Source organism: Pantoea sp. RSPAM1, assembly GCF_038816185.1.
GTDB classification, from domain to species: Bacteria; Pseudomonadota; Gammaproteobacteria; order Enterobacterales; family Enterobacteriaceae; genus Pantoea; species Pantoea ananatis.
On the sequence record NZ_CP046137.1, the window covers coordinates 2,497,424 to 2,515,739 of the forward strand.

Annotated in this window: 21 protein-coding genes and 1 other annotated feature; of the genes, 8 read left to right on the forward strand and 13 right to left on the reverse strand. The window is 53.8% G+C overall.

Annotated elements, in window-relative coordinates; translation table 11 throughout:
- Positions 1 to 13: 13 nt before the first annotated feature.
- The 10 genes from btuC to GKC68_RS12260 form a co-directional block, all read right to left on the reverse strand.
- Positions 14 to 1,003 (reverse strand): vitamin B12 ABC transporter permease BtuC, encoded by a 990-nt coding sequence (btuC, locus tag GKC68_RS12215; protein WP_013025581.1) that lies wholly within the window; start codon positions 1,001 to 1,003, stop codon positions 14 to 16.
- 99 nt (positions 1,004 to 1,102) lie between these two features.
- Positions 1,103 to 1,405, reverse strand: a complete 303-nt coding sequence (gene ihfA / locus GKC68_RS12220) for an integration host factor subunit alpha (protein WP_006118960.1) — start codon at positions 1,403 to 1,405, stop codon at positions 1,103 to 1,105.
- Between the two features lie 4 nt (positions 1,406 to 1,409).
- Positions 1,410 to 3,797: a phenylalanine--tRNA ligase subunit beta gene (gene pheT, locus GKC68_RS12225; RefSeq protein ID WP_264215333.1), complete on the reverse strand. Its 2,388-nt coding sequence runs from the start codon at positions 3,795 to 3,797 to the stop codon at positions 1,410 to 1,412.
- Positions 3,798 to 3,811: 14 nt separating this feature from the next.
- A complete protein-coding gene (pheS, locus tag GKC68_RS12230; RefSeq protein ID WP_013025578.1) occupies positions 3,812 to 4,795 on the reverse strand; it encodes a phenylalanine--tRNA ligase subunit alpha in 984 nt (327 codons plus the stop codon).
- Between the two features lie 72 nt (positions 4,796 to 4,867).
- Positions 4,868 to 4,993: a sequence feature (Phe leader region), on the reverse strand.
- Complete coding sequence (gene pheM, locus GKC68_RS12235; RefSeq protein WP_106120997.1) at positions 4,944 to 4,988, reverse strand: pheST operon leader peptide PheM; 45 nt, start codon at positions 4,986 to 4,988, stop codon at positions 4,944 to 4,946. (Overlaps the previous feature by 45 nt.)
- A 116-nt stretch (positions 4,994 to 5,109) precedes the next feature.
- A complete protein-coding gene (gene rplT, locus GKC68_RS12240; RefSeq protein ID WP_006118956.1) occupies positions 5,110 to 5,466 on the reverse strand; it encodes a 50S ribosomal protein L20 in 357 nt (118 codons plus the stop codon).
- Between the two features lie 44 nt (positions 5,467 to 5,510).
- Positions 5,511 to 5,708 carry a 50S ribosomal protein L35 gene (gene rpmI / locus GKC68_RS12245; RefSeq protein WP_004157374.1) on the reverse strand — a complete coding sequence of 66 codons (198 nt, stop codon included), beginning with the start codon at positions 5,706 to 5,708 and terminating at the stop codon, positions 5,511 to 5,513.
- Between the two features lie 100 nt (positions 5,709 to 5,808).
- The gene (gene infC / locus GKC68_RS12250) at positions 5,809 to 6,360 is read right to left on the reverse strand and encodes a translation initiation factor IF-3 (RefSeq protein WP_006118954.1); all 552 of its coding nucleotides are present in this window, start codon (positions 6,358 to 6,360) and stop codon (positions 5,809 to 5,811) included.
- Between the two features lie 3 nt (positions 6,361 to 6,363).
- Positions 6,364 to 8,292 carry a threonine--tRNA ligase gene (gene thrS / locus GKC68_RS12255; protein ID WP_028722171.1) on the reverse strand — a complete coding sequence of 643 codons (1,929 nt, stop codon included), beginning with the start codon at positions 8,290 to 8,292 and terminating at the stop codon, positions 6,364 to 6,366.
- Positions 8,293 to 8,540: 248 nt separating this feature from the next.
- Positions 8,541 to 9,302: a DUF481 domain-containing protein gene (locus GKC68_RS12260; protein WP_028722170.1), complete on the reverse strand. Its 762-nt coding sequence runs from the start codon at positions 9,300 to 9,302 to the stop codon at positions 8,541 to 8,543.
- Positions 9,303 to 9,653: 351 nt separating this feature from the next.
- On the opposite strand from GKC68_RS12260, the gene ghoS reads away from it, so the two are divergent.
- Together ghoS and GKC68_RS12270 are read left to right on the forward strand one after the other, a co-directional pair.
- The gene (gene ghoS, locus GKC68_RS12265) at positions 9,654 to 9,956 is read left to right on the forward strand and encodes a type V toxin-antitoxin system endoribonuclease antitoxin GhoS (protein ID WP_028722169.1); all 303 of its coding nucleotides are present in this window, start codon (positions 9,654 to 9,656) and stop codon (positions 9,954 to 9,956) included.
- Positions 9,957 to 10,034: 78 nt separating this feature from the next.
- Positions 10,035 to 10,928, forward strand: coding sequence for a fructosamine kinase family protein (locus GKC68_RS12270; protein ID WP_028722168.1), 894 nt, complete (start codon positions 10,035 to 10,037; stop codon positions 10,926 to 10,928).
- A gap of 4 nt (positions 10,929 to 10,932) precedes the next feature.
- Here GKC68_RS12270 and GKC68_RS12275 read toward each other — a convergent pair whose 3' ends face one another.
- A complete protein-coding gene (locus GKC68_RS12275; RefSeq protein WP_014593590.1) occupies positions 10,933 to 11,469 on the reverse strand; it encodes a YniB family protein in 537 nt (178 codons plus the stop codon).
- 155 nt (positions 11,470 to 11,624) lie between these two features.
- Here GKC68_RS12275 and hxpB point away from each other — a divergent pair, with 155 nt between their 5' ends.
- The 4 genes from hxpB (at position 11,625) to GKC68_RS12295 (ending at position 15,161) form a co-directional block, all read left to right on the forward strand.
- A complete protein-coding gene (gene hxpB / locus GKC68_RS12280) occupies positions 11,625 to 12,293 on the forward strand; it encodes a hexitol phosphatase HxpB (protein WP_028722166.1) in 669 nt (222 codons plus the stop codon).
- A 129-nt stretch (positions 12,294 to 12,422) separates the two neighbouring features.
- Positions 12,423 to 13,013 carry a metal-dependent hydrolase gene (locus GKC68_RS12285; protein ID WP_028722165.1) on the forward strand — a complete coding sequence of 197 codons (591 nt, stop codon included), beginning with the start codon at positions 12,423 to 12,425 and terminating at the stop codon, positions 13,011 to 13,013.
- Between the two features lie 151 nt (positions 13,014 to 13,164).
- A complete protein-coding gene (locus tag GKC68_RS12290; RefSeq protein ID WP_047714668.1) occupies positions 13,165 to 14,556 on the forward strand; it encodes an L-cystine transporter in 1,392 nt (463 codons plus the stop codon).
- Between the two features lie 194 nt (positions 14,557 to 14,750).
- Positions 14,751 to 15,161, forward strand: a complete 411-nt coding sequence (locus GKC68_RS12295; RefSeq protein ID WP_047714667.1) for a DUF6515 family protein — start codon at positions 14,751 to 14,753, stop codon at positions 15,159 to 15,161.
- A gap of 50 nt (positions 15,162 to 15,211) precedes the next feature.
- On the opposite strand, the gene osmE is transcribed toward GKC68_RS12295, so the two are convergent.
- Entirely contained in the window at positions 15,212 to 15,547 is a 336-nt protein-coding gene (gene osmE, locus GKC68_RS12300; RefSeq protein ID WP_028722162.1) for an osmotically-inducible lipoprotein OsmE, read from the reverse strand.
- Between the two features lie 224 nt (positions 15,548 to 15,771).
- Here osmE and GKC68_RS12305 point away from each other — a divergent pair, with 224 nt between their 5' ends.
- Together GKC68_RS12305 and nadE are read left to right on the forward strand one after the other, a co-directional pair.
- Positions 15,772 to 16,974, forward strand: coding sequence for a multidrug effflux MFS transporter (locus GKC68_RS12305; protein ID WP_089528646.1), 1,203 nt, complete (start codon positions 15,772 to 15,774; stop codon positions 16,972 to 16,974).
- 117 nt (positions 16,975 to 17,091) lie between these two features.
- On the forward strand, positions 17,092 to 17,916 hold the full coding sequence (nadE, locus tag GKC68_RS12310; protein WP_028722160.1) for an ammonia-dependent NAD(+) synthetase: 825 nt from the start codon (positions 17,092 to 17,094) through the stop codon (positions 17,914 to 17,916).
- A 77-nt stretch (positions 17,917 to 17,993) separates the two neighbouring features.
- Here nadE and GKC68_RS12315 read toward each other — a convergent pair whose 3' ends face one another.
- On the reverse strand, positions 17,994 to 18,203 hold the full coding sequence (locus tag GKC68_RS12315) for a hypothetical protein (RefSeq protein ID WP_064367162.1): 210 nt from the start codon (positions 18,201 to 18,203) through the stop codon (positions 17,994 to 17,996).
- Positions 18,204 to 18,316: the final 113 nt, after the last annotated feature.

Consider the following 18,316-nt stretch of genomic DNA (forward strand, 5'->3'; position numbering starts at 1 on the left):
GCATGTATGTCAGCTAAAGCTGACGTGACGATTTGACTAACAAGATGATAAACAGCGGTGCGCCGAGCGTTGCCGTGACCACGCCGATGGGCAACTCAGCGGAGGCCAGCGCCAGGCGGGCAATAATATCCGCGCCAAGCAATACGCTGGCTCCCGCCAGCGCCGAAGCCGGCAGCAGCGCACGGTGATCGTTCAGCCCCACCAGCCGCAGCAGGTGCGGAATCACCAGGCCCACAAAGCCAATTGCGCCGGCAAGCGCCACGCTGACGCCAACCAGCCATCCCGTGGCCAACACCAGCAGATTACGCCAGTAAAACAGTGACAACCCCAGCTGGCGGGCTGACGTTTCCCCCAGCGCCAGTAAGTTAAGCACCCTGCTCGCTGTGGTGAGCGCCAGGATAACCGGCAGCAGCGCCAGCATCATCCAGCCATAGCGCCAGTCGATACCGCTGAAGCCGCCCATCATCCAGTACATGAGTTGGCGCAGATCGAGGCTGCTGCTGAAATAGACGGCCCACGTCATGATGGCGCTGCAAATAATCCCCAGCGCAACGCCAGTGAGCAGCAAACGCGTGACGGATAAATGACGCCGGGCAAAATGCAACAGAATCAGGGTAACGACCAGCGCACCGGCCATTGCCGAAAAGCTGAGGCTCCACAGCGAACCGCTGCTCAACAGAACGCCCGCGACCAGGCCAATGCCGGCCCCGTTGGAAACGCCAAGCAGCCCCGGTTCGGCCAGTGGGTTGGTAAACAACGCCTGCATGACAACGCCGCTCAGAGCCAGCGCGCTCCCCACCAGGATAACCGCAAGGCTGCGTGGCAGGCGAAGCTGGCCGACAAAAAGCCTGCCGCTGTCGCTGAACCATTGTGTGGGGCTTATCCAGCGCTCACCCGCGCACAGGCTGAGGATAAATAACACCAGCAGCAGGCTGCCGAGACCCAAAAGCCAGGCTTTACTGCGGCGATCGCTGTGCAGAGCAAGTTGTTCAAGCTGGGACATAAGCAGAATTAGCCAGAATGACAGAGGATTGATTGTAAAAGGATTGCGAAAAAAAGAAATGAAAAAGGCCGCTTGCGCGGCCTTTTTGAAACACTGGAATCAGTCACTGTCTTTTGGTGTGGCGTTTTCAACGCGACTTTTAAGCTTCTGCCCTGGACGGAAGGTCACTACGCGACGCGCAGTAATGGGAATATCTTCTCCCGTTTTTGGGTTTCTGCCCGGACGTTGGTTTTTGTCACGCAGGTCAAAATTACCAAACCCCGACAGTTTAACCTGTTCTCCATTTTCCAACGCGCGGCGAACCTCTTCGAAAAACAGCTCCACCAACTCTTTTGCGTCACGTTTGCTCAGCCCGAGTTTCTCAAACAGGTATTCTGACATCTCAGCTTTTGTAAGCGCCATAGGTTCAATCCCTCAAGGTTGCCTGGAATCGCTCTTTTAATGCCGCAACGCATTTGGCAACCGTCGCGGCAATCTCCTCTTCTTCGAGTGTCCGGCTGGTATCCTGCAAAATCAGGCTGATTGCGAGGCTCTTATAGCCCTCGGAAACACCCTTACCTCGGTACACGTCAAACAAGTTTACGCCAACTACCTGATTTACGCCAACTTTCTTACACTCTGCGATGATATCTGCTGCCGGCACATTTTCGGCCACAACAACGGCGATATCACGGCGGTTTGCCGGGAAGCGTGAAACCTCTTGCGCATCAGGCAGGACGCGGTCTGCGACCTTATTCCAAAGCAGTTCAAAGACTAAGGTACGACCGTTGAGATCCAGCTTACGTTCAAGCTCGGGATGAACCACTCCGATAAATCCGATTCGTTCATCCTGTAAATAAATTGCCGCACTTTGTCCAGGATGGAGCGCCGGATTCGCCTCTGCACGGAAGCTAATCGCATTCAACTTGCCGGTTAAATCCAGCAACGACTCTAAATCACCTTTCAAATCATAGAAGTCAACGGTCTGACGCGCCAGATCCCAGTGTTCTTCATAGCGGTTGCCACTCAGCACGCCTGCCAGCATCAGATCCTGACGAATACCCAGATCCGCCTGAGTATCAGGAACAAATCGCAGACCGCTCTCAAACAGACGCACGCGGCTCTGCTGACGGTTCTGGTTATAGACCACCGCGCTGAGTAAGCCAGTCCACAGTGACAAACGCATGGTGGACATATCGCTGGAGATCGGGCTGGGCAGCAGCAGCGCCTCTTCACCCGGATGCAGCAACTGCTGTACTTTCGGGTCCACAAAGCTGTAGGTGATGGCTTCCTGATAGCCTTTATCCACTAACAGCATTTTTGCACGCTTCAGCGACAGGTTAGCTTCACGGTGCTTTGTCATGACCAGGCCGGCCTGAACCGGTACGTCCGGGATGTTGTTGTAACCATAAATGCGGGCGATCTCTTCTACCAGATCTTCTTCGATAGCCATATCGAAGCGCCAGGCGGGGGCGACCGCCTGCCATTCCCCAGGGTTTACGCTGACCTGACAACCCAGGCGCGTCAGAATATCGGTGACCTGCTCATCGCTGACAACATGACCAATCAGCCGATCCAGCTTTTCACGACGCAGCGTGATCGTTGCCGGTTGCGGCAAGGCGTCAGCCGAAGTCTGATCGATAACCGGGCCCGCTTCACCGCCGCAGATGCTCAGCAGCAGTTGCGTCGCGCGTTCCATCGCCTTGTGTTGCAGTGCAGAGTCCACACCGCGCTCGTAGCGATGTGATGCATCGGTGTGCAAACCATGACGGCGCGCGCGGCCCGCAATCGCCAGCGGTTCGAACCAGGCACACTCCAGCAAAATATTTTGCGTTTCGCCGTTTACGCCGGAATGTTCACCACCAAAAATGCCGCCCATCGCCAGGGCTTTCTGATGATCGGCAATCACCAGCGTATCGCTGCTGAGCTTCACCTCTGTGCCATCCAGTAGCGTGAGCGCCTCACCATCTTTCGCCATCCGCACGACGATACCGCCGTCGATGCGGTCCAGATCGAACGCGTGCATCGGCTGGCCCAGTTCGAGCAACACATAGTTGGTGATATCAACAACCGGATCGATAGAGCGAATACCACAGCGACGCAGCTTCTCTTTCATCCACAGCGGCGTTGCTGCGCTAACGTTGATGCCTTTCACGACCCGGCCCAGATAGCGTGGGCAGGCAGCGGTGGCTTCGACATGAATCGGTAACGTATCAGCAATCGTCGCCGCAACCGGTTCAATGACCGGCGCGTTGAGCGGCAGGCTGTTCAGCACCGCAACATCGCGGGCAATCCCGATAATGCCCAGGCAGTCTGCGCGGTTAGGCGTGACGCTGATTTCAATCGTGTTGTCGTCCAGCTGCAGGTAGTCACGGATATCCGTGCCAACTGGCGCATCGGCGGGCAGTTCGATAATGCCATTGTGGTCGTCGGAAATACCCAGCTCAGAGAATGAGCACAGCATGCCTTCGGACGGTTCGCCACGCAGCTTAGCGGCTTTAATTTTAAAATCGCCTGGCAGCACAGCACCCACGGTGGCGACGGCGACTTTCAGGCCCTGACGGCAGTTTGGTGCGCCGCAGACGATGTCCAGCAGCCGATCGCCGCCGGTATTGATTTTGGTTACACGCAGTTTGTCGGCATTAGGGTGCTGACCGCATTCCACCACCTCACCGACCACGACGCCGTGAAACGCGCCCGCAACGGGCTCAACGCCGTCCACTTCCAGGCCGGCCATGGTGATTTGCTCAGATAAGGCCGCACTGTCAAGGGCTGGATTTACCCATTCGCGTAACCAGAGTTCACTGAATTTCATTGGATAACCTGCCCTTACTTAAATTGTTTGAGGAAACGTAAATCATTTTCGAAGAATGCGCGTAAATCGGTCACGCCGTAGCGCAGCATGGTCAGACGCTCCATGCCCATGCCAAAGGCGAAGCCTGAATAGACTTCCGGATCGATACCGACATTGCGCAGGACATTAGGGTGCACCATACCGCAGCCCAGCACTTCCAGCCACTTGCCGTTTTTACCCATCACATCCACTTCAGCGGATGGCTCAGTAAACGGGAAATAGGAAGGGCGGAAGCGGATCTGCAAATCTTCCTCAAAGAAGTTGTTCAGGAAATCGTGCAGCGTGCCTTTCAGGTTGGTGAAGTTGATATTCTTATCGACGATCAGCCCTTCCATCTGGTGGAACATCGGCGTGTGCGTCTGATCGTAATCGTTACGGTACACGCGGCCCGGCGCAATAATGCGCAGAGGCGGCTGCTGGTTCTTCATGGTGCGAATTTGCACGCCGGAGGTTTGCGTACGCAGCAGGCGCGTGGCATCAAACCAGAAAGTATCATGATCGGCACGCGCCGGGTGGTGGCCCGGAATATTGAGCGCATCGAAGTTATGATAATCGTCTTCAATTTCCGGACCGGTCACTACCGCAAAGCCCAGCTCCCCAAAGAACGTTTCAATACGATCGATGGTACGGGTCACCGGGTGCAGGCCGCCGTTTTCAATACGACGTCCCGGCAGGGAAACGTCGATGGTTTCTGCCGCCAGACGGGCGTTAAGGACCGCAGACTCCATCTCCTCTTTACGCGCGTTCAGACGATCCGTTACCTGCTGTTTAGCCTCGTTAATCACCGCACCGGCCGCAGGACGCGCTTCCGCTGGCAATTCACGCAATGTGGTCATCTGTAATGTCAGATGCCCCTTCTTCCCCAGATATTCGACGCGCACCGCGTCAAGGGCGGCGATATCGGTCGCCCCGTCGATGGCCGCCGTGGCGTTCGCCACCAGTTCTGCTAGTTGGGACATGTTTTCCTCTTTTTCCAGTCAGGCTGGTTAGTACGTGTTGGGACCTGCCGGTCCAATATGCCAGCGCCAAAAACAAAAAAAGCCTCCACGTGGGAGGCTTTCAGCGCGATTTTTCGTTTCTTTTCTTATGCGCAAAAGCCCCTGATTGTCAGGCGCTAAAGTAAAAAAAGAAACGGAAAATAGCAGCATTCATGCTTGCGTTACCTTGTCGTGATTTCCAACGGCACTATTGAAATGCGCAGCGGCGAAAAAGTCAATCTTTTGCTCAGGTTACGGGTAATAAAAAAGGGAGCAAGCTCCCTTTTTCAACTGACTTACGCCAGCGCTGATTTCGCTTTTTCTACCAGTGCAGTGAATGCCACTTTGTCGAATACGGCGATGTCGGCGAGGATTTTACGGTCAATTTCAATGGCTGCTTTTTTCAGACCATTGATGAAACGGCTGTAAGACATACCGTTCTGACGCGCTGCTGCGTTGATACGCGCGATCCACAGCTGACGGAACTGACGCTTACGTTGACGACGGTCGCGGTAAGCATACTGACCAGCTTTGATAACAGCCTGGAAGGCAACGCGGTAAACACGTGAACGTGCACCGTAGTAACCTTTAGCTTGTTTTAAGATTTTTTTGTGACGTGCGCGAGCAACTACACCACGTTTTACACGAGCCATTTAGCTCTCCTGTTTAATATTCTGAATTAATTAAAAAAATTTACTTATGCGTACGGCAGGCAGGCAATAACCAGACCCAGATCGCCTTTAGACACCATGCCTTTCGGACGCAGGTGACGTTTACGCTTGGTAGATTTCTTAGTCAGAATATGACGCAGGTTCGCGTGTTTACGCTTGAAGCCGCCAGAAGCGGTCTTCTTGAAGCGCTTAGCCGCGCCACGTACAGTTTTAATCTTTGGCATTTTAAAAAATATCCACTTCGCATTGTTGATAACATGACCCAGACAGGCGAACAACAAACCGCACAACGCGAGCGCTGCGCGGTCATTGCTACTTGAATGCCTACTGTTTCTTCTTAGGTGCGAGCACCATGATCATCTGGCGGCCTTCGATCTTCGAAGGGAAGGATTCGACAATGGCCAAATCCAGATCATCACACAGGTCTTTACGGACGCGGTTAAGCACTTCCATACCGATCTGCTGGTGCGCCATCTCACGACCGCGGAAACGCAGCGTGATTTTGGCTTTATCGCCTTCTTCCAGAAAGCGAATCAGGTTGCGTAGTTTGACCTGATAGTCGCCATCATCGGTTCCAGGACGGAATTTAATTTCCTTAACCTGAATAACTTTTTGCTTCTTCTTCTGTTCCTTAGAAGATTTGCTTTTTTCATAGAGGAACTTGCCGTAATCCATAATGCGGCAAACCGGCGGTTCGGCGTTCGGGCTGATTTCAACTAAATCAACACCCGCTTCCTCAGCTTTTTCCAAAGCTTCGCGTAGACTGACAATACCAAGTTGCTCGCCTTCAACGCCTGTTAAGCGCACTTCTGTTGCGCGAATTTCACTGTTGATGCGATTCGGACGCGTAGGTTGTACTCGTTTTCCGCCTTTAATACCTTATTCCTCCAATTGGTGAAGATTGCGGCTGCGAATCTCTTGCTGCAGCTTCTCAACAAACACATCGACGTCCATCGACCCAAGGTCTTTACCACGGCGGGTGCGAACGGCCACTTTGCCAGCTTCCACCTCTTTATCACCACAGACCAACATATAAGGGACGCGACGTAATGTGTGCTCGCGGATTTTAAAGCCTATCTTCTCGTTTCTCAAGTCCGCTTTCACACGAATGCCAGCATTCTGCAATTTACGTGTCAAAGTCTCAACATATTCTGCCTGACCGTCGGTAATATTCATGACCACAGCCTGCACCGGTGCCAGCCAGCTTGGGAAGAAACCGGCGAACTCCTCGGTTAAAATACCGATGAAGCGCTCCATCGACCCCAGAATCGCACGGTGAATCATTACCGGCGTCTGACGATCGTTGTTTTCACCCACGTAGGTGGCATCCAGACGCTTAGGCAGGGAAAAGTCTAGCTGAACCGTTCCACACTGCCAGGCGCGGTCAAGGCAATCGTAGAGTGTAAATTCAATTTTAGGGCCGTAGAACGCGCCCTCGCCCGGCTGGTACTCAAACTCAATGTTGTTTTCATTGAGCGCCGCAGCCAGATCTTCTTCTGCACGATCCCAGGTTTCGTCAGAACCAATACGCTTTTCAGGACGGGTGGACAGTTTCACCACGATCTTTTCAAAGCCAAAGGTGCTGTACATGTCATAAACCATGCGGATACAGCTGTTCACTTCGGTACGCAGCTGATCTTCCGTACAGAAAATATGCGCATCATCCTGGGTAAAGCCCCGCACACGCATCAGGCCATGCAACGCACCTGAGGGTTCATTACGGTGGCAGCTACCGAATTCCGCCATACGCAGCGGCAAATCGCGATACGATTTCAGCCCCTGGTTAAAAATTTGCACGTGCCCTGGGCAGTTCATCGGTTTGATGCAGTACTCACGGTTCTCAGAGGACGTCGTGAACATCGCATCTTTGTAGTTTTCCCAGTGACCGGTCTTTTCCCAAAGTACGCGGTCCATCATAAATGGGCCTTTAACTTCCTGATACTGGTACTCTTTTAGCTTACTGCGGACAAACACTTCCAGCTCACGGAAAATGGTCCAGCCGTCATTATGCCAGAAAACCATGCCCGGCGCTTCTTCCTGCATATGATAGAGGTCGAGTTGCTTACCAATCTTACGATGGTCGCGCTTCGCCGCCTCTTCCAGACGCTGTAAATAAGCCGCCAACTGTTTCTTATCTGCCCATGCTGTACCGTAGATACGCTGCAGCATTTTGTTGTCGCTGTCGCCGCGCCAGTATGCGCCGGAGATTTTCTGCAGTTTAAAATGGTGACAGAAACGCATGTTCGGTACGTGCGGACCGCGGCACATATCGACATATTCTTCATGATGATACAGCCCAGGGCGATCATCATGACTGATGTTCTCATCAAGGATGGTGGTCTTATAAACTTCACCTCGCGCTGCGAACACATCGCGCGCTTCCTGCCAGCTGACTTTTTTCTTCACGACATCGTAGTTGGTCTCGGCCAACTGATGCATGCGTTTTTCGAGTAGCTCAATGTCTTCCTGGGTCAGGGTACGATCGATATCGACATCATAATAGAAGCCGTTGTCGATAACCGGACCGATCGCCATTTTGGTATCTGGCCACAGCTGCTTAATTGCATGGCCTAACAGATGCGCGCAGGAGTGGCGGATGATCTCCAGACCCGCTTCGTCTTTGGCAGTGATAATGGCAACAGACGCGTCGTCGGTGATGGGATCGACCGCATCAACCAGTTCACCGTTAACGCGTCCGGCGATGCAGGCTTTTGCCAGACCGGGACCAATATCAAGCGCGATATCCATGACGCTGACAGGGCGATCGTATGAGCGCTGACTGCCATCAGGAAGCGTAATTACAGGCATAGAATGTCCTTAGTTGCAGTGGTAAGCCACACGAAAGCTTACATACAAAATTGAGTAGTTTTATTGACCTGGCGTTATGTCAGACTCACATTGTCGGAATGTCGCCAGGAGTGTAATGCGGGACGGATAATAGCAGTTTTCAGGTGCGAGCAAAACCCATGCGTTTCTCGCTAAGCCTCAGAGAGATCAAAAAAAAGCGGCCAGGCGCCAGGCCTGACCGCTTGTCAATCACACTGCCTTAACACAAATTACATCGCGTAAGTCAGCATAACCGACGTTTTGGTATCCGTATGGTCGGGAGCGGAATCAGGTGGATTGTTGTTCCAGGTCACGTTATAAGCCAGTTTCAGGGCAAAATGATCGTTAATCGCCACCTGTAAGCCCGTCTCGGAGTTGACCGTGGTATCGTCACCCAGCGAGCTCAACACGGAAACACCCTGAATGAATTTGGTGGTATCCGTCAACTGCCACTGGTAACTCACCGCACCGTAAGCCAGCGCCTGCGTTTTATGGCCGCCTTCACGGTAATCGTCGTAACGTACACCAGGACCGAATTCCGCACGCAGTGAATGCACCGGGCCATTCAGGATCTGACGACCGTAACCGGCGGTCAGGACATCGCGTCCATCATAACCGTTGTAACGGTCACTTAACCAGCTTGCCTGACCAAACAGGTAGTCATAGGCACTCATGTTGTAACGTGAACGCGCACCGACGTTGTAGGTTTCTGACGAGCGCTCATCATTCGCTGAGGTATTCGCAGCATTGCCCCACAAGCTGTAGGCCATTGATTCTGTATACCAGGTCATGTTGGTTTGTGCGGTCAACGATGAGCTGGTGGTGTTACCGGTTTGCGCCAGGTAACCGGCAGAGGCCGATCCTTCAAAAGGCTTTTTTGCCGTTGAAGGGTCATCCATTGCGGTGAAGACCGCGTTATCGGCCAGCGCCTGGTGACAAAACGCTCCGGCAGAGAGCAATAGAACAGCAGACAGCTTGTTAAAGGCGTTCATTAAGTGTGATCCGTGCAACAGTTTTGAAAACGAAGATTCTGAAGGGTTTCCCAATGCGATCAATGCAATTTACGGTAACTTTTGTAAAAAAACATGAATTCGCTCAGAACGGCATACTTTAGCGTAACGCCGCGTATTCACTAGGCGTTAACCTGATTTCGGCGCGCATTATAGAGCCATTTTTTGCAAATGGCATCTTTTCATTTACACGATTTACACAGGATTTCGCCTGAAATATCAGCGAAATTTGCACACAGATTGATCTGATTTTGCGCCTCATCTCCTTCATTATTCGCCTGTTTTTTCACCCTGTACTACGCTGTGTATTATTTGAGCATACCGAGGTGCAGAATGAGCAACGGGGATTTACACCGCTATGTGGTCACGTTTCATTACCGCGAAACCGGTCTGAGTGACGTGCTGACCTTAACCGGAGCGATGACCTCCGGCGGCTTTTCTACCACGCTGGTGGATGACAAGGGAAACCCGCATGAGCTTGGCACCAACAGTTTTGGCATTGTGACTACGCTTACGCAGGAAGATTTGAAACAGCAGGTGATTGCCGCGGGCGAAAGCGCGCTGGGACAAACACCCGACGTGACGCTCACCACGCTTGATGATTTTCTGCGCGACGCAGCACGTTCAACAGAGTAGTCTGTGCGCAGGCGCAGACTTTGCGCAGTGCTAACGCGTTACAATCGAATTCAGGCAGCGAATAAAGAGGATAACCCGATGTGGTCAGCCATTAGTCGTCTGTTAAGCGAGCAATTTGGTGACGCCGAGATTACCCAACGCCACGAGCTCCCCGGTGGAGATGTGCATCCCGCCTGGCTGATTCGCTATGGTGAGCAGGATGTCTTTGTTAAATGCAACAGCCGCGATAAAGTTTCGCTGTTCAGCTGGGAAGCCGATCAACTCGCCCTGCTGCGCCGTACGCAGACTGTCCGGGTTCCTGAAGTTTACGGGGTGGGCAGCGATCGCGACGACAGCTTTCTGCTGCTGGAATACATCAAGCCTCAGCCTCTCGACGCTCACAGCGCACTGCAGCTGGGCCAGCAACTGGCACATCTGCATCAGTGGAGCGAACAACCGCAGTTTGGTCTTGATTTCGATAACAACCTGACCACCACACCTCAGCCAAACAGTTGGCTACGGCGCTGGTCAGTCTTTTTTGCCGAGCAGCGTATCGGCTGGCAGCTGCAAATTGCCGCCGAGAAAGGCATTCTTTATGGCAATGCCGAGCTGATTGTCGACTGTGTGCAGCGCACCCTGGCCTCCCATCACCCGCAACCTTCCCTGCTGCATGGCGATCTGTGGCCCGCCAACTGCGCAGCCAGCCAGAACGGGCCATGGATTTTTGATCCGGCCTGTTACTGGGGCGACAGAGAATGTGATCTGGCGATGCTGAGCTGGTTTAACGATCTGCCCAGAGAAATCTTCGACGGCTATAATCAGGTCTGGCCGCTGCCGGATGGCTTCTCACAGCGCCAGCCGGTTTATCAGCTTTATTATCTGCTAAACCGGGCCAACGTGTTCGGCGGCAACTGGCTGGGCGCTGCGCAGTTTGCCGTAGGTCAGTTACTGGACGACGACGCGCTGGCGGCCGGCCAGGCTAAACCAGCCTGACCGGTTAGAGAAAACCGAGTAACGAAAGCAGAAAATATCCGGCAATAACAATTACGATGGGCAAAATATAGAGCGGGAAAATCTGCAGAAAAATGGTGTGACGAGGAATTCGCACCTTCTCTTCCACCTGCTGACGTGTGCGCCCTTCGCTGCCTTTCGCCTGTTCGAGAATCATCTGGTCTTCAATGCCTTCGCGAACATGGCGAACCTGCCTTCCCATACGCGCGCCTGAGGCTTCCAGGGCCAGCCCGATGAAGATCAGAATATAGATAAGCCAGAACCCCAGGTTCATCTGGCCGTTAAACTCCGGCACGGGCGAATTGTGCCAGAAAACGTTCAGAAACGGCGTGTTAAAACGAATCATATCGACCATGACATGAATAAAATCGAGCATCACGGCATCAATGCCAGGTTTCTTTTCACTGTGTTTAAAGAGAAAACTCAGCAGTGAGATGATCGTGGAGAGCAACGCCAGTAAAAAAACTATCCAGCCGACAACGCGTTTAAGGATGGCAATACGGCCAGCCTGTTGATAGGTCATGATATCTCCTGAACCCAAAATCCTGTTAGCCTTCAGTCTAACCTGCCCTTAGGGAATTTTCCCAAAAAAAAGAGCAGGCTGCGCCCGTTTTGCCCTGTCTGCACAGCCACCTACTGTTCATGCTAAGGTAGTCTGAACCTTACAAGGAGTGAATTATGTCTTACCACCGCCCGGTTTACGCTGCTTTATTTGATATGGACGGATTATTAATTGATTCGGAACCGCTCTGGGATCAGGCTGAGATGGACATCTTCTCAACGCTAAACATTGATCTGACCCGACGTCATGAACTGCCCGATACGCTTGGCTTACGAATCGATCAGACGGTTCGCATGTGGTATGAAACGCTGCCCTGGACCGGTCCGTCGCAGCAGGAGATTACCCAGCGCATAATTACCCGCGTGATGGAGCTGATTGCGACAGAACGCCCTCTGCTGCCCGGTGTTGAATCGGCCCTGAGGTTATGTAAGCAGCAGGGGCTAAAAACCGGCCTGGTCTCGGCCTCGCCGCTGTTTATGCTGGAAGCCGTGCTGGAGATGTTCAACCTGCGGCCCTGGTTTGACGTGCTGTCTTCGGCGGAGAACCTGCCTTACAGCAAGCCGCACCCTCAGGTGTACCTTAATGCGGCGGAGGCGCTGGGCATCGATCCGTTAAACTGCGTCGCGCTGGAAGACTCCGTTAACGGAATGGTGGCGAGCAAAGCGGCACGGATGCGCGCCATCGTCGTGCCGGCTGCCGTCCATCAGGAAGATGCTCGTTGGGCCCTGGCCGATGTTAAACTCGCCAATCTGACACAGCTGATGCCTGCCCACTTACTGGGGTAACCGTGGCTGAGTTGTAACCTGTTGCACAACCTTAAAAAATTAACGCTTCGTTACAGCGTCACAGGTTCTCATTTACTGGATAAATCCCTATACTGGATGCATCGACAGTTTTTGCAACCAGGTTTTATCATGACGGCCGAGGGCCATATCTTTTTTGCGGTTGCCAGCGCTATTTTTGCCAAACGGGCCGAACTTACCCCGGTGATGGCGCACGCAGACTGGTGGCATTTGATCCCGGCCACGTTACTGACCTGCCTGCTTCCCGATATCGATCATCCCAAATCTCTGTTAGGACAGCGGCTTCGCTGGCTGTCCCACCCTATTGCGCGGGCCTTTGGCCACCGGGGATTTACCCACAGCTTGCTTGCAGTGGCGGCCAGCCTGTGGCTGTTTCAGATTAACGTGCCGAAAAGCTGGCCAGTGCCTGCGGATGTTCTGCAGGGGATGACGCTCGGCTATCTGAGCCACATTGTGGCCGATATGCTCACGCCGGCTGGCGTGCCCCTGCTCTGGCCCTGCCGCTGGCGTTTTCGTCTGCCGGTACTGAACAGCCAGAAAGGCAATCAGCTGGAGCGAGCGCTCTGTTTGTGCCTGATCGGTTACGCTCTGTGGTTTCCGGTAGGGATGCCTTCATTTGGCGAAAATGGCTGGCCCGCCCAGGTCTTTGACACCTTACAAAATGGCGTCAGCCGTCTCATTTCTGCGCAATCTGAGCGTTAATTGCCCAGTCAAAAGGGCGGGGTTATAAGCTATTCCATTTGGATATAACATTGCGCGATTTCTAACTGTTACCCTTTGCGGATACGTATCTTTACGATCAAACCTCTGCTGCTCTCCTGACCAGGGAATGCTGCATTACATCGGAGTTGCTATGGATATTCCTCTTACGCTTAACGTCGTGGCATTTGTGCTGCTACTGCTTTTGCTGTCGCGCCTGGGCCGGGCAAACTGGAGCCTGTCGCAAAAGGTTCTGACTGGCCTGGTGCTGGGTGTGGTGTTTGGCCTCGCGCTCCAGCTGATTTATGGCGGCAACAGCGATATCGTTAAAGCCTCTATCGGCTGGTTTAACATCGTGGGTAACGGTTATGTTCAGCTGTTACAGATGATTGTGATGCCGCTGGTGTTCGTGTCGATTCTCAGCGCCGTGGCCCGCCTGCATAATGCCTCCTCACTGGGAAAAATCAGTTTTCTGACCATCGGCGTACTGCTGTTTACCACAGCAATTTCTGCCCTAATCGGCGTTTTTGTCACCGGCCTGTTTCACCTTAACGCGACCGGTCTGGTACAGGGTGCCCAGGAAACGGCTCGTCTGAGCGCGATTCAGAGCAACTACGTTGGTAAAGTCGCTGATTTGACAGTGCCTCAGTTAATCCTGTCATTCATTCCTAAAAACCCGTTTGCCGATTTAACCGGTGCCAGCCCAACGTCCATCATCAGCGTGGTCATCTTCGCCGCGTTCCTGGGTGTGGCTGCCCTGCAGTTGCACAAGGACGATGAGGTAAAAGGCCAGCGGGTACTGACCGCCATTGATACGCTGCAGTCGTGGGTGATGAAGCTGGTTCGCCTGATTATGAAGCTGACGCCTTATGGTGTGCTGGCGCTGATGGCCAAAGTCGTTGCCGGCTCTAACGTGCAGGACATCATCAAGCTGGGCAGCTTTGTCGTGGCATCCTATTTGGGCCTGACCCTGATGTTTTTGGTTCATGCGCTGCTCCTGTCGGTCAACGGCATCAATCCTGTGCGCTTCTTCCGCAAAGTGTGGCCGGTATTGACCTTTGCCTTTACCAGCCGCTCCAGCGCCGCCAGCATTCCACTGAACGTGGAAGCGCAAACCCGCCGCCTGGGCGTCCCTGAATCGATTGCCAGCTTCTCGGCCTCATTTGGTGCCACCATTGGACAGAACGGCTGTGCCGGTCTTTATCCGACGATGCTGGCAGTGATGGTCGCCCCGACGGTCGGCATCAATCCTTTTGATCCGCTGTGGATTGCCACGCTGGTCGGCATTGTGACATTGAGTTCAGCAGGCGTAGCCGGTGTCGGCGGCGGCGCGACGTTCGCGGCGCTGATCGTTCTTCCTGCGATGGGGTTGCCGGTCACGCTGGTCGCGCTGCTGATTTCTATTGAGCCGCTGATTGACATGGGACGAACCGCGTTAAACGTCAATGGCTCAATGACCGCGGGATCGCTCACCAGTCGCTGGCTGGGCCTGACCGACAAACGCGTTTTAGAGCGCAGCGAGCACAGCGAATTAGAGCACAGCTAATCACGCCAGGCCTGGCGTCCACGCCAGGTCTTTCTCTCTGTTTTTGTCTTATCTTCTCCTTATTTCTTCATCATCATCCTGCTCCCGTTAAGAAAACGTTAAGCGTGGTAAACGGGCAATAATGCACAGCATTTCCCCTTGTCTTTACGCAGCAAAAAGAGAATTCTGCAGGTAATAACTGCAGGAGAATACTCATGAAAACGGTTATCGCTTCATTACTCGCATTAGCGATGATTTCGCCCACCGCTGTCTTTGCCCGTCCTGGCGACTGGGGCCCGGGCCCCCATTGGTACAGACCTGGGCCTGGCTGGCATGGTCCGGCACCGCGCTGGCATGGTCCTGACCATTTCCATGTGTTGCCACTGGCGGCAACCGCGGTTCTGATTGGGGGGTTAACTTACTATTTGCTGAATGGCAGTTATTATCAGCGTCATGGGGATGAGTACGTGATTGTTGAACCCCCTGCGCCAACCTATGTCAGCAGCGTGGGTGGGATGCGGGTGCTGGATTTTAATGGCCGACGCTTTTACGTACAGGATGGACATTACTATCAGCGGGAGATCAACGGCAGCTACGTTGAAGTGCCGCGTCCGGCTGGACTATAGCGATAAAAAAACGGCTCGCCACAGGCGAGCCGTTTTCAAGCAAGCACAACTTACTGCTTAACTTGAGGATCGGTATCGTACTCAGCACAGCTCTGGAAGCCGTAGTTCATCACGCGGCCCACATCGTTATAGCTGACGAAATAGGTTTGTGCTTTACCGTCACGCTCGCCGATGACGTAAGTCTGGCAGGTACCACGTGCATGCACCATGGTGATTTCAGTGGCAGCTGGGCCAGCAATCTGACGTACCTGCTCGCGGGTCATGCCTTTTTTGACGTCCTTAACCACCGGCTTAGTCACGTAGCTTTCGGCACGATCGTAAGTCGTACAACCAGAGAGCGCAGCCAGCGTCAGCGCCGCAGCGATACATCCCATCACTTTATTCATCTTGTTGTTCCTCGTTTTTTTTCCATGTGCAGAAAAGCCTGGAGCATAAAACGGTTTTTTTCAAGTTAATGACAGACTTAAACTCAATTCGCTCAGGATGCTTTGATAACATGCCCCGAAATGACCTTTGCGCAGCCGCTAATCAGTGAGACAGCAAACTTGCCGGGCCAGCCCTGACAATACTTCATTAAGTGACAATGTCACTTTTCACCCACAGAGGATACATGACGCCTTCATCACCAAACCGCCTGGTTTATGCCATTACGCTGGGATTGCTCGCCGCACTGGGGCCGTTGTGCATTGACCTGTACCTGCCCGCGCTGCCTCAGTTGGCAACGGATCTTCAGACATCGACCTCAACGGCACAGCTCAGCCTGACGGCCGGGCTGCTCGGCCTGGGCGCCGGGCAGCTGTTTTTCGGGCCGATGAGCGATAAATTTGGCCGACTGCGCCCGCTGACGTTATCCCTGGTGCTGCTGTTTATTGCCTCGCTGGGCTGCGCGCTGGCGCAGAACATTGATCAGTTGCTGCTGGCTCGCCTGTTTCAGGGACTGGCAGGCGCAGGCGGTGCGGTGCTCTCACGAGCAGTTGCTCGTGACATGTACAGTGGCCATGAACTTACCCGCTTTTTTGCCCTGTTATTGCTGGTAAACGGCCTGGCACCTGTCGCTGCACCTGTACTGGGCGGCGCACTCATGACCTTTCTGAACTGGCGCGGTATCTTTGTGGTGCTGGGCTGTATCGCGGTTTTACTTATCCTGCTGGTGCGCGGGAAGCTGCATGAAAGTCTTCCCGCCGGGCGACGCAGTCAGGGATCGGTCTTGTCTGCCTATGCGGCTCTGGGCCAGGTGATTACCCATCGCCCTTTTATGGGATTTTGTCTGACGCAGGGGCTGATGATGTCTGGCATGTTTGCCTATATTGGCGCCTCGCCGTTTGTTCTGCAGGAACGTTATGGCCTGTCACCGCAGGCGTTCAGCCTTTGCTTTGCCGCAAACGGTTTCGGGCTGATCATCGCCTCACAGACCAGTGCCCGGCTCTGCCCCTTGTGGGGAGCGTTTCGGGTGCTAAAAGGCGGGCTGACGATGGCAGGCGTGGCATCCAGCCTGTTGCTGATCGCGGGAATCAGTCACGCTCCCCTGCCGCTGTTACTGCTGGCCCTGTTCTTTACCGTTGCCAGTAACGGCGTGATTTCCACGACGGCGGCCTCACTGGCGATGCAAAGCCAGGGGCAGCGCGCCGGTAGCGCTTCAGCCGTGATTGGCGTGACCATGTTTACCCTGGGCGCCATTGCCGTACCCGTGACGGGCATCGGAGGAACATCAGTAATCAGTATGACGCTGACCGTTTTTGGCTGCTACATGCTGGCTATACTGACGTTCGCGGCTTTGGCGAAAAAACCGGCATCCGGTGCAAAAAACCTGTGATTCCGCCTGCCCTGATAAAAACAGCTGTTGCTTTGGCTTGTTGTTTACAGGGATGCGCGTTAGCGTTAAAACAGGCGTTGTATTATGCCAACGGGCGACAGACTTGAGGAGATGTTGATGTCACTGCAGCAGGAAATCATTACCGCACTCGGCGTTAAGCCGACTATCGATCCACAACAGGAAATCCGCACCAGCGTTGATTTTCTTAAAGCGTACTTAACGCGTCATAGCGGTGTTAAGTCCTTGGTACTCGGTATCAGCGGCGGACAGGATTCAACCCTGACCGGCAAACTGGCCCAAATGGCAATAACGGAACTTCGGCAAGAAACGGGCGATAAGGACTATACCTTTATCGCAGTGCGCCTGCCTTATGGCGTGCAGGCAGATGAGCAGGACTGTCAGGATGCACTGGCCTTTATCCAGCCGGATCGCTCGCTGGTGGTCAACATTAAAGAAGCGGTGCTGGCCAGCGAGCGGGCGCTGAAAGACGCGGGCATCGTCCTGTCCGATTTTATCCGCGGTAATGAAAAAGCCCGCGAACGTATGAAAGCGCAGTACAGCATTGCTGGCATGACCAAAGGTGTGGTGGTCGGTACCGACCACGGCGCAGAAGCCGTTACCGGTTTCTTCACCAAATATGGCGACGGCGGGAGTGACATCAACCCCATCTTCCGCCTGAATAAACGTCAGGGAAAACAGATGCTGAAAACCCTGGGCTGCCCTGAGCATCTCTATCTGAAAAAACCCACCGCCGACCTTGAAGACGATCGTCCTGGCCTGCAGGATGAAGTCGCGCTGGGTGTGACATACGACATGATCGATGACTATCTGGAAGGCAAAACCATTGCGCCGGAAAGCGCGACGATCATTGAAGGCTGGTACCTGAAAACCGAGCACAAGCGTCGTCCGCCTGTGACCGTTTTCGACGACTTCTGGAAATAATCTCCCCTCGTCTTTATCCGTTAACATCGCGCCCGGTCAGCTCAGTAGCCGGGCGCTGCCATGTAATACGCTCCCAATTAAAAACGCTGCCAGTCAGCGTCTCCCGCCGCTGCCATTGCGTTGCGGGCAGGGAGCGGCACGCGGTCTGCACGTCCGACCATGCTGCTTTGAATCGGTGCCTGGCGCTGCGTTTTGATGCGCCTGCGAGGCTCGTCAAAAGAGGGAAATCCCCAACAGGTTGGATTGCGATCGGCAAAAGGCGTTATGCAACCTGTTAGCCAGGCCATTCATGCAGGGCGTTAAGGGAAAAACGTTGCTCCGTACAGGACCTGTTACAGGTTCTCCTGGCGGAATACCTGATGGACAGGCTACATGCTTACCGTTAGCATACTTCGCGCCC

Coding starts and splice junctions, on each gene's coding strand:
- thrS (WP_028722171.1), bottom strand. CDS start 8,292: ATGCCTGTAATTACGCTTCCTGATGGCAGTCAGCGCTCATACGATCGC.
- ghoS (WP_028722169.1), top strand. CDS start 9,654: ATGAGCAACGGGGATTTACACCGCTATGTGGTCACGTTTCATTACCGC.
- GKC68_RS12275 (WP_014593590.1), bottom strand. CDS start 11,469: ATGACCTATCAACAGGCTGGCCGTATTGCCATCCTTAAACGCGTTGTC.
- osmE (WP_028722162.1), bottom strand. CDS start 15,547: ATGAATAAAGTGATGGGATGTATCGCTGCGGCGCTGACGCTGGCTGCG.
- GKC68_RS12285 (WP_028722165.1), top strand. CDS start 12,423: ATGACGGCCGAGGGCCATATCTTTTTTGCGGTTGCCAGCGCTATTTTT.
- rpmI (WP_004157374.1), bottom strand. CDS start 5,708: ATGCCAAAGATTAAAACTGTACGTGGCGCGGCTAAGCGCTTCAAGAAG.
- GKC68_RS12270 (WP_028722168.1), top strand. CDS start 10,035: ATGTGGTCAGCCATTAGTCGTCTGTTAAGCGAGCAATTTGGTGACGCC.
- btuC (WP_013025581.1), bottom strand. CDS start 1,003: ATGTCCCAGCTTGAACAACTTGCTCTGCACAGCGATCGCCGCAGTAAA.
- rplT (WP_006118956.1), bottom strand. CDS start 5,466: ATGGCTCGTGTAAAACGTGGTGTAGTTGCTCGCGCACGTCACAAAAAA.
- GKC68_RS12260 (WP_028722170.1), bottom strand. CDS start 9,302: ATGAACGCCTTTAACAAGCTGTCTGCTGTTCTATTGCTCTCTGCCGGA.
- GKC68_RS12290 (WP_047714668.1), top strand. CDS start 13,165: ATGGATATTCCTCTTACGCTTAACGTCGTGGCATTTGTGCTGCTACTG.
- hxpB (WP_028722166.1), top strand. CDS start 11,625: ATGTCTTACCACCGCCCGGTTTACGCTGCTTTATTTGATATGGACGGA.
- pheT (WP_264215333.1), bottom strand. CDS start 3,797: ATGAAATTCAGTGAACTCTGGTTACGCGAATGGGTAAATCCAGCCCTT.
- GKC68_RS12305 (WP_089528646.1), top strand. CDS start 15,772: ATGACGCCTTCATCACCAAACCGCCTGGTTTATGCCATTACGCTGGGA.
- ihfA (WP_006118960.1), bottom strand. CDS start 1,405: ATGGCGCTTACAAAAGCTGAGATGTCAGAATACCTGTTTGAGAAACTC.
- GKC68_RS12295 (WP_047714667.1), top strand. CDS start 14,751: ATGAAAACGGTTATCGCTTCATTACTCGCATTAGCGATGATTTCGCCC.
- GKC68_RS12315 (WP_064367162.1), bottom strand. CDS start 18,203: ATGGCCTGGCTAACAGGTTGCATAACGCCTTTTGCCGATCGCAATCCA.
- pheS (WP_013025578.1), bottom strand. CDS start 4,795: ATGTCCCAACTAGCAGAACTGGTGGCGAACGCCACGGCGGCCATCGAC.
- nadE (WP_028722160.1), top strand. CDS start 17,092: ATGTCACTGCAGCAGGAAATCATTACCGCACTCGGCGTTAAGCCGACT.